Raw genomic sequence first — 9359 nt, forward strand, 5'->3', positions numbered from 1 at the left:
GGGGGAAGGCTGCATCGTTCTCTGGTGTATCCGGTGTGCGCCAGAACACACCATCGATGGCCAGCAGGGTCAGGCCGCACCAGTGCGGATGCGGCGTGGCGTTATGCCAGAGCTGCGCTGTTTTCGTGAACACGCGGCGGACAGCCTCACTTCCCAGGCGCTGGCGGGCCTGAATAACGGCACTGGGGGCAACGAAGGGGCGATTGCCCGGCAGCATGATGTCCAGGCGATTCACAATCTGGTGAAGAGGTTCTTTACGCTCAAGCGCCATGCCAACAATACACCAGACCATCATTTCGAGGGGAAGACGGCGCTTGCGTAGCGTTACAGTACCTGATTCGGCAAGGCAACGAGAGATGAGTTCGGGGTCGAGGTAATCCCCCAGAGAAGTCAGTGGGTTACGCAGAGAATCGTAACGGGATACCAGATCAAGAGCCTGTCCAATGTGCATAAAAAAATCCGGAAACAAGTGAGCGTTTCCGGATTCTTACACAGCCACTGGATCGGTCAACTGATCCTTAACTGATCGGCATTACGGCATAACGCCGGTATTTTTATTGGCTCGTTGTTTTTGCCGGATGCGGCGTGAACGCCTTACCCAACCTACAAAATCTTGCAAAATCAATAAATTGCAGGAACGATGTAGGCCTGATAAGCGTAGCGCATCAGGCAACTACGTTTTTATTGCGAAGCCGCATCCGGTTTACGCAATGCCAGTGGATTGAGCTTTATCCCTTCGTAATAACTCACCCATGAAGAATATCTCTCCGGGGAATTCCAGACACGGAAATGCAGACGGGCCATCGTCACCGGATCGCTTAGCAGCACCAGGCGACGATCGCGATTCAGCTTCTCTGGCGTCTCGTTAAGCGCCTGTTCAACGTGGCGGTCACGGGCGATTTCCAGCACCTTACTGGCGCGGTGACGCGCGGTCGCCATTGCGGTTGCCAGAGCGTTAAATGACGGGTTAAACACCGCGTGCATAAAACCATCATCAAGGGAGCGTTGACGATTCATCTCAAGGAAGCGATCGGTATCAACCAGCACCTGCGGCGGTGAATACTCTTCCGGGATCAGGAACAGTTTCCAGCGTTTGGTTCGCAGACCAACGGTGGCACGGCTGGAAATCACCGAAACAAACGGTGACAGGATCAACGAGAAGACAATCGGTGCCAGCCAGAACAGGAAACGCAGATCCAGCCACGCCATCCCAACAGCCCACACTAACCCTAACAGCAGCTGTGAGCCGTGGCGTTTGAACGCTTCACCCCAGGAAGTGGAGTCATCATCACGCTGCGGTGAATTCCACACCACTTCCCAGCCAAGGAACGCGCTGACAACGAAGACCGTATGGAACAGCATGCGTACCGGAGCCAGCAGCACGGAAAAAAGCACTTCCAGTAGCAACGATAATGTAACGCGCCAGAAGCCGCCGTATTCTTTCGTTCCTTTGCACCAGATAAGCAAAATGCTCAATAACTTCGGCAGGAACAACAGCACCATAGTCGAAGCAAAAAGTGCAATCGCCAGCTCAGGACGCCACTGCGGCCACACCGGGAACAACTGCCGTGGTTGCAGGAAGTATTGCGGTTCGGTCAACGCATGTACTACCTGCAATGCAGTAGAGAGCGCGAGGAACATAAACCACAGCGGAGCGGAGAGATAAGACATCACGCCCGTCAGGAACACCGCACGGTGAACCGGGTGCATACCCTTCACCAGGAACAGACGGAAGTTCATCAGGTTACCGTGGCACCAGCGGCGGTCACGTTTTAGCTCATCAAGCAAGTTAGGCGGTAATTCTTCATAAGAACCCGGGAGATCGTAAGCAATCCAGACCCCCCAACCTGCACGGCGCATCAACGCCGCTTCTACAAAGTCATGTGACAGGATTGAACCGGCAAAGGAACCTTCGCCCGGCAGCGGAGCCAGTGCGCAGTGCTCGATAAACGGTTTCACGCGGATAATCGCGTTATGTCCCCAGTAGTGCGACTCGCCAAGTTGCCAGAAGTGCAAACCGGCTGTAAACAGTGGCCCATACACGCGGGTCGCGAACTGCTGACAGCGCGCATACAGCGTATCCATACCGGACGCTTTCGGCGACGACTGAATGATCCCGGCGTTCGGGTTGGCTTCCATCAGGCGCACCAGCCCGCACAAACAATCACCGGTCATTACCGAGTCAGCATCCAGCACCACCATGTAGCTGTACTGGCTGCCCCAGCGACGGCAGAAGTCATCGATATTACCGCTTTTACGCTTCACGCGGCGACGGCGGCGGCGATAGAAAATCTGACCTTCGCCACCGACTTCAGCGATAAGCTCCATCCAGGCTTTTTGCTCTGCGACGCAGATATCCGGGTTATAACTGTCACTAAGAATGTAGACATCAAAGTGTTTGGCATTCCCGGTGGCTTTTACTGATTCCCACGTTGCACGCAGGCCAGCAAAAACACGGTTCACGTCTTCGTTACAGATAGGCATGATCAACGCCGTGCGATGCTCCGGGTTTAATGGTTCATCGCCAACTGTTGACGCAGATATACTGTATTTATCGCGACCAATAAGCAGTTGCAGGAAGCCCATTAACGCCGTCCAGAATCCGGCGGACACCCAACAGAACAGTACCGCAAAGAGGATCAGGATACCGGTTTGCAGCATATAAGGCAGAAGCTGCATAAAGGAAACCCACAAATCCTGACCAACCATATCCATAGGATTAATCAGCGCCCAACCCTGATAAGGAAGAATGGTCTTCATATACCAGGTCGCGACGACAGTTTGCGCGAGCGTCAGGATCAACAGAATGTAACGGCGGATGGTACCGACGGTACGCCACTTTTGCTCGCTCTCCTGCTCTTCTTTGGTCAAACGAGCCAGATAGCGCGGCGTGACATCGCGTCCACGCAGGCGATCCCAGAAACGGCCTACCGGGTTGGTACGCCACGGGTCGGGAAACATCGAGGAGCGTTTTGCTTCTGGCATCGCCTTCAGCTGATCGCGCCCTTCGTCGTCTTTAATTAACTGTCCATCAGCAAGTGAATCTGGCCAGGCTTGTTCCAGACGCGCCTTTACCGAGCCTTGCGGGGAATCATCCTCCCGCGCCCAGGTGCGGTGTTCGGCATCCAGCGCCTGATGTACGGCGCGGATATCAGTCTTCGGCAATGCCGCTTTCTCGCTTGCGGCGATGGGCATTGCGTCAATGTACTCAGTTGTCTTATTCATTGGCAGGTAACTGGTAGCTCCAGGTTTCACTCAACGTCTGATCGGCATTCACCAGCGCAGCACGCATTTCAGTGGTTTTCTTGGCATCTTTCACTTTCACACGCATCACCAGACGCCAGCCTTTGGTAACCGGGTTATAGCGCACCGTGCTTTCAACTATCTCACCATTATCACCAATGCTGGTTTGCGCTGTGACCGGGGTATCCTCTGGCAGTTTTTTCATCTCTGCGCCGGTAAAATCGACCACAAAGGCGATAGTACCGTCAGGCTGGCGAATCAGGTTCGACTGCTTCACATCCCCCGTTGAACGACGCGTTTGTTGCACCCATGCGTTATCTGGCGCATGCAGTTTGTCTTCATCACGGCTGAAGGTGATGGTGTATTTAAAGTTCATCTCTTTACCCGGCTCCGGCAGCTGATCCGGCGTCCAGTAAGCGACGATGTTATCGTTGGTTTCATCGTTGGTTGGAATTTCCACCAGCTCAACGCTGCCTTTACCCCACTCCCCTTTCGGAGTCACCCATGCGCTTGGACGAAGATCGTAACGATCATCGAGATCTTCAAAGCGGGAGAAATCACGACCGCGCTGCAACAGACCGAAGCCTTGCGGGTTCTCCATCGAGAAGCTGCTAACCGCTAAATGTTTCGGGTTATTCAACGGACGCCAGATCCATTCGCCATTACCGGCATGGATAGAGAGACCGTTAGAGTCGTGCAACTCCGGACGATAGTTATTTGCAGGCGACGGTTGGTTCGGCCCAAACAGGAACATACTGGTTAACGGTGCAACCCCCAGTTTGCCGACTTTATCGCGCAGATAGATTTTCGACTGCACATCCACAACCGTGTCACGCCCTGGCATAACCACGAATTTGTAAGCACCTGTCGCGCGCGGCGAGTCAAGCAATGCATAAATGGTTAAACGTTTATCAGTCGGTTTTGGACGCTCGATCCAGAACTCTTTGAAGCGTGGAAATTCTTCACCCGATGGCAAGGCGGTATCAATTGCCAGGCCGCGGGCAGAAAGGCCATAAACCTGACCTGCACCAATCACGCGGAAATAGCTGGCCCCGAGCATGCTGACGATTTCATCGTTTTTATCTTTGCTGTTGATCGGGTAAAGCACTTTAAAACCGGCAAAACCAAGGTCTTTTACCGTGTCTTTGTCATGCTGAACATCGCCGAAAGTGAAATAATCCGGGCTGTATTTGATTCGTTTGACTGCGGTGGCAGTCACTTCATTTATTTTGACCGGGGTATCGAAGTACATACCCTGATGGTAGAACTCGAGTTTGAATGGGGTCTTCAGATTGTTCCAGTACGCTTTGTCATGATTAAACTGGATCTGCTGATAGTCCGCGTATTTCATATCGCGGAAAACGGAGGGCAAGTTGCTTTTGGGCGCCTCATAGCCTTTCCCGGCTAAGGATTGAGCTTGCTTTGCGACATCATCAATACTGAAAGCCCAGCTTGAAGATGTATACAGGGTTAACATTACTGCAGCACTCAACCAACGCATTTTCATCATTTGTAGTTTATGTTTCATAATTAGTAAGCACTTCCCCCTTTGTGTGCTTATATCGATCCGATCTATTTTAATGGATAACCAGCCATTCCGACAACAGAATCCCGGTATCGTTCAGCACGCTGGCTCATGGATTAAGCAACTGATTGCAACCGTTTTCACTTTCCGTGCTTCTCCTAAAGACAGAAGCATCGACTTCGTGTAGGGTTTGCCAGCAATTTTATTTATCAACCGTCTTACAGACGCTTCCATTCTGGTTAGTGGTAGCGATGATGCTATGCATAAAAACCTTGAAGCCTGCGCCTGGCGCGGTCAGGTCGGTGTCGCTATGGCAACAAGCCTAAAGGCATAACCCGACAGGGATAAGACGAAAAATCCGAGATTAGTTAACCATATATGAATCCAGTACCCGCGCAACGTGAATATTTCCTCGACTCCATCCGCGCCTGGCTGATGTTGTTAGGGATCCCTTTTCATATTTCTTTAATCTATTCGAGCCATACATGGCATGTGAATAGCGCCGAACCGTCATTGTGGCTGACCCTTTTTAATGACTTCATCCACTCGTTCCGCATGCTGGTATTTTTCGTTATATCCGGCTACTTTTCCTACATGCTTTTTTTACGCTATCCCTTGAAAAAATGGTGGAAAGTACGTGTCGAACGTGTAGGTATCCCGATGTTAACAGCCATCCCCTTACTGACATTGCCGCAATTTATTATGCTGCAATACGTCAAAGGGAAAGCAGAAAGTTGGCCTGGGCTGTCATTGTATGACAAATATAATACGTTGGCCTGGGAATTAATATCACACCTGTGGTTTTTACTGGTGTTAGTAGTCATGACGACGCTGTGCGTATGGATATTTAAACGCATCAGAAATAATTTAGAAAATTCTGATAAAACGAATAAAAAATTCTCGATGGTAAAACTATCGGTGATTTTTTTATGCCTCGGCATCGGCTATGCGGTAATAAGAAGAACGATTTTTATTGTGTATCCGCCCATTCTGAGTAATGGCATGTTCAATTTTATTGTCATGCAAACGCTATTTTATTTGCCGTTCTTTATCCTCGGTGCACTGGCTTTCATTTTCCCTCATCTTAAAGCCTTGTTTACCACGCCGTCTCGTGGCTGTACCCTTGCAGCAGCATTGGCATTTGTCGCTTATTTACTCAACCAACGCTATGGCAGTGGCGATGCCTGGATGTACGAAACCGAGTCGGTGATCACCATGGTCCTCGGTCTGTGGATGGTGAATGTGGTCTTCTCCTTTGGCCACCGTTTGCTTAACTTCCAGTCAGCGCGGGTGACTTACTTTGTTAACGCATCGCTATTTATCTATCTGGTTCACCACCCGTTAACGCTGTTTTTCGGCGCATACATTACACCGCACATCACCTCCAACTGGCTTGGTTTTCTCTGTGGCCTGATATTCGTAGTAGGGATTGCGATAATTCTGTATGAAATTCATTTACGCATCCCGTTACTGAAGTTTTTGTTTTCTGGTAAACCGGTTGTTAAGCGTGAGAACGATAAAGCACCAGCCCGTTAAGCCACATTTACAATAACCATTCCACGGGCAATATCGACGCCAGTCTGACCATAACCCGCTTCCAGAAACTGGTGGCGGGTTCTTTTTTGAGAATAATCTCTTTCTTTGCATGACGATCAACCCAGTTGATCCGTCCCCACCTGTCCAGACGGAGCTGCCAGGCCGCATCATACTGGCTCTGTATAAAGCGTTTATCAATTAACTGTGCCAGCGTTTCGCTCTCTATCACGAAGCCCATTTCAGTATTGAGCAATGTCGAACATGGATCGAAATTGAAAGAGCCGATAAACACCGTTTTACCATCGATGCTAAAGGTTTTAGCATGCAGGCTGGCACCGGAATTACCGGTTATGCCGCGATCGTGTAACGTACTACTTTGTTCACGCGTCGGCTTGAGTTCATATAATTCCACGCCATAGCGGAGCAATTTTTTGCGCCAGCGCGCGTATCCGGCATGGACGACAGCAACATCGTTAGCGGCAAGAGAATTGGTTAGGATCGCAATCTTTACCCCTTTTCTCACCATCCGTAAGAGTTGCGCCACACCTGCGCGTGTCGGTACAAAATAGGAAGAGATAATATCGATGCGTTCACTGGGTGAGCCCATGATATCGAACAGGCGCTGCGGTAACAGTGAATGCCGTTTTGCCTTGCCCTCCCCTTTCGCCGGATCATCACTTAATAAACGTGTTTTCGCCCAGATAAGCGGCAACGTTCCATCAACCAGATGATTTATAAACGGACTGGATTCCATTTGGCGTAAGTAACGATGCGTCATGGCATCGTTATGCCAGGAGGCGGGTAACTCGATGCGATCCGCCATTTCACCTTCCGGGACATCCAGCACCTGCTGTAAGGGTGAAACCGATTTGCAATACCAGTAGCGGGCGAAATCATCGGCAACGTCCTCTACCACGGGTCCTATTGCCATAACATCTAAATCCGAAAAAAGTGGCTCTTCCCCTGCCCCAAAATAGGCATCACCAATATTTCGTCCTCCCACCAAGGTAACCACGCCATCGACAGTGAAACTTTTATTGTGCATACGGCGATTGAGACGGGAAAAGTCGGTGATATAACCAAGCGGACGCAGCAAGCGAAACGAGAAAGGATTAAAAAGCCGGACTTCAATGCGGGGATGGCTGTCAAGCAAGCGTAAAATATCGTCAAGTCCGGGCGTATTGTTGTCGTCCAGCAACAAACGGACGCGAACGCCACGCTTTGCTGCGGCTAACAGGGCGGAAAACAGTAACCGACCCGACATATCGTCCTGCCAGATGTAATACTGAACATCCAGCGTATGCTCTGCCATTTCGGCCAGACGATACCGGGCGGCAAACGCATCCAGACTTTTCTCCAGAGGGAAAAGACCACACTGACCGGGATGTTGCGAACACAGTGGCAGCACCGCGCTCGCCAGCCGGGGCAAATCATTCATCTCCTTGTTGGGTAAGGAGTCTTTCGTAGAGGTGGGCGTTTTCTTCATCATAACAGACAAAGTATACCTGTTCGGGTAAAGCGTGACGGGTAATAAATTCTGAAACGGTTTTTACTGCGATTTCAGCCGCTGCCGCACGAGGGTAACCATAAACCCCAGTACTGATTGCAGGAAATGCCACTGACGTATAGCTGTTTGCCGCCACCAGTCGCAGACTATTGAGATAGGCATCCTGCAAAAGCTGGTCTTCGTTTTGTTCACCACCACGCCAGACTGGCCCGACGGTGTGTACTACGGCTTTAGCGGGAAGATCGCCTGCAAGCGTAATAACGGCATGCCCCGTAGGGCAATCGCCCTGCTGTTGCCTGACTTTTAAACAGGCATCCAGCAGGGCCGGACCCGCTGCGCGATGAATGGCCCCATCGACGCCGCCGCCTCCCATTAATGACGGATTAGCCGCATTCACAATCACATCAACGGCCAGTTTGGTAATATCACCCTGCACAACATGAATACGCGTTTTCATAACGCCTCCTTAACACCTTCTTGTTTCTTAAGTGTACAGCAGGCTTTTTGGTTAAATCGCATTTTTCTACTCAGCAACGTGCGTTGTTCAGAAACTTAGTTATATTCGATGTTCATTACAGCCAGCTTTTTCTGTTTATCAATATACTGCACTTTTACTGAGGCTACTTGCGCGTTTTTGACATTGCCGCTCATTAACGCTTTGCTGGAATAGGTTTTTCCCGGAACAGAACCATTCTGTGGGCAGTTCATTTCTACGGGTGATGACTGGGTGCTGACGTCACATGCCGGTTCCACAATTTGGCCATAAAAATGGATCACGCCCCCTTGCGCGGTGCTTCCTGCGATGGCAATAAAAGGAAAAAACAAACTGCCGAGCATAAGAGAGTTTAAAAAAGGTCTGAACATTTATTCTATTTCCTCAATGATTAGTCATCCTTGAGGGTTGTGTTATCCATACTTTCAGGTTGGCTGATTCGCAGCAGACCATTCTCTCCAGATTCATCTTATGCTCGACATTTCAACAAATTAAGACTTTTCTGAAGAGGGCGGCCATTGTTGTGATAAATGAAGTGCCTGTCCATCAGAAACAGTAACAACTATTTTCACCCGATCTTCCGGGGAAATATTTAAACTCAACTTCGTCAAAGCAATAGGTTGATTAGCAGGCAATGAGAGGGTCTTTTCTTGCTTCGTCTGACTTTGCCCTGAACCGCCTTCGCGCAGGGACAATATTTGTACTCTGCACAGACAAGATTGAGTAAGAGTGACTTCAGGAATAATGGTATACTGAGGTAGCCTGAGTTTAACGGACACTCCTTCCTGAAATAGAATGGCATCAGAAGGAGCTAATAATGAGCAGAAAAAACCAACGTTACTCTAAAGAGTTCAAAGCCGAAGCTGTCAGAACGGTTCTTGAAAATCAACTTTCGATCAGTGAAGGCGCTTCCCGATTATCCCTTCCTGAAGGCACTTTAGGACAATGGGTTACCGCCGCCAGAAAAGGGCTCGGTACTCCTGGTTCCCGCACGGTGGCTGAACTGGAATCTGAAATTCTGCAACTGCGTAAGGCGTTAAATGAAGCTCGCCTTG

At 50.0% G+C, this 9359-nt stretch carries 9 protein-coding genes; 2 read left to right on the forward strand and 7 right to left on the reverse strand.

Annotated elements, in window-relative coordinates; genetic code table 11:
* The 3 genes from BGK49_RS04100 to mdoG form a co-directional block, all read right to left on the reverse strand.
* A partial coding sequence (locus tag BGK49_RS04100) for an IS4 family transposase (RefSeq protein ID WP_069188159.1) occupies positions 1-469 on the reverse strand: 469 nt, incomplete at its 3' end.
* A 212-nt stretch (positions 470-681) separates the two neighbouring features.
* On the reverse strand, positions 682-3225 hold the full coding sequence (gene mdoH / locus BGK49_RS04105; protein WP_001295445.1) for a glucans biosynthesis glucosyltransferase MdoH: 2544 nt from the start codon (positions 3223-3225) through the stop codon (positions 682-684).
* Positions 3218-4753 (reverse strand): glucans biosynthesis protein MdoG, encoded by a 1536-nt coding sequence (mdoG, locus tag BGK49_RS04110; protein WP_001300662.1) that lies wholly within the window; start codon positions 4751-4753, stop codon positions 3218-3220. The genes mdoH and mdoG overlap by 8 nt, the downstream gene beginning before the upstream one ends.
* Positions 4754-5146: 393 nt before the next feature.
* Between mdoG and mdoC the strand changes: the two genes are divergently transcribed.
* A complete protein-coding gene (gene mdoC / locus BGK49_RS04125; protein WP_001070335.1) occupies positions 5147-6304 on the forward strand; it encodes a glucans biosynthesis protein MdoC in 1158 nt (385 codons plus the stop codon).
* A gap of 7 nt (positions 6305-6311) precedes the next feature.
* On the opposite strand, the gene clsC is transcribed toward mdoC, so the two are convergent.
* From clsC to csgC, 4 genes are all read right to left on the reverse strand, one after another.
* Positions 6312-7793, reverse strand: coding sequence for a cardiolipin synthase ClsC (clsC, locus tag BGK49_RS04130; RefSeq protein ID WP_073817255.1), 1482 nt, complete (start codon positions 7791-7793; stop codon positions 6312-6314).
* Complete coding sequence (ymdB, locus tag BGK49_RS04135) at positions 7735-8268, reverse strand: O-acetyl-ADP-ribose deacetylase (RefSeq protein ID WP_000857405.1); 534 nt, start codon at positions 8266-8268, stop codon at positions 7735-7737. Before ymdB ends, clsC begins: the two co-directional genes overlap by 59 nt.
* 95 nt (positions 8269-8363) lie before the next feature.
* Positions 8364-8675 (reverse strand): protein YmdA, encoded by a 312-nt coding sequence (ymdA, locus tag BGK49_RS04140; protein ID WP_000489579.1) that lies wholly within the window; start codon positions 8673-8675, stop codon positions 8364-8366.
* A gap of 120 nt (positions 8676-8795) precedes the next feature.
* Positions 8796-9101: a curli assembly chaperone CsgC gene (gene csgC, locus BGK49_RS04145; protein ID WP_046891704.1), complete on the reverse strand. Its 306-nt coding sequence runs from the start codon at positions 9099-9101 to the stop codon at positions 8796-8798.
* Positions 9102-9121: 20 nt separating this feature from the next.
* Between csgC and BGK49_RS04150 the strand changes: the two genes are divergently transcribed.
* Positions 9122-9359, forward strand: a 238-nt coding sequence (locus tag BGK49_RS04150; RefSeq protein ID WP_032335914.1) for a transposase, incomplete at its 3' end; no start/stop codon positions are given.

Origin of the sequence: Shigella sp. FC1544, assembly GCF_001722145.1 — a bacterium.
GTDB classification, from domain to species: Bacteria; Pseudomonadota; Gammaproteobacteria; order Enterobacterales; family Enterobacteriaceae; genus Escherichia; species Escherichia coli.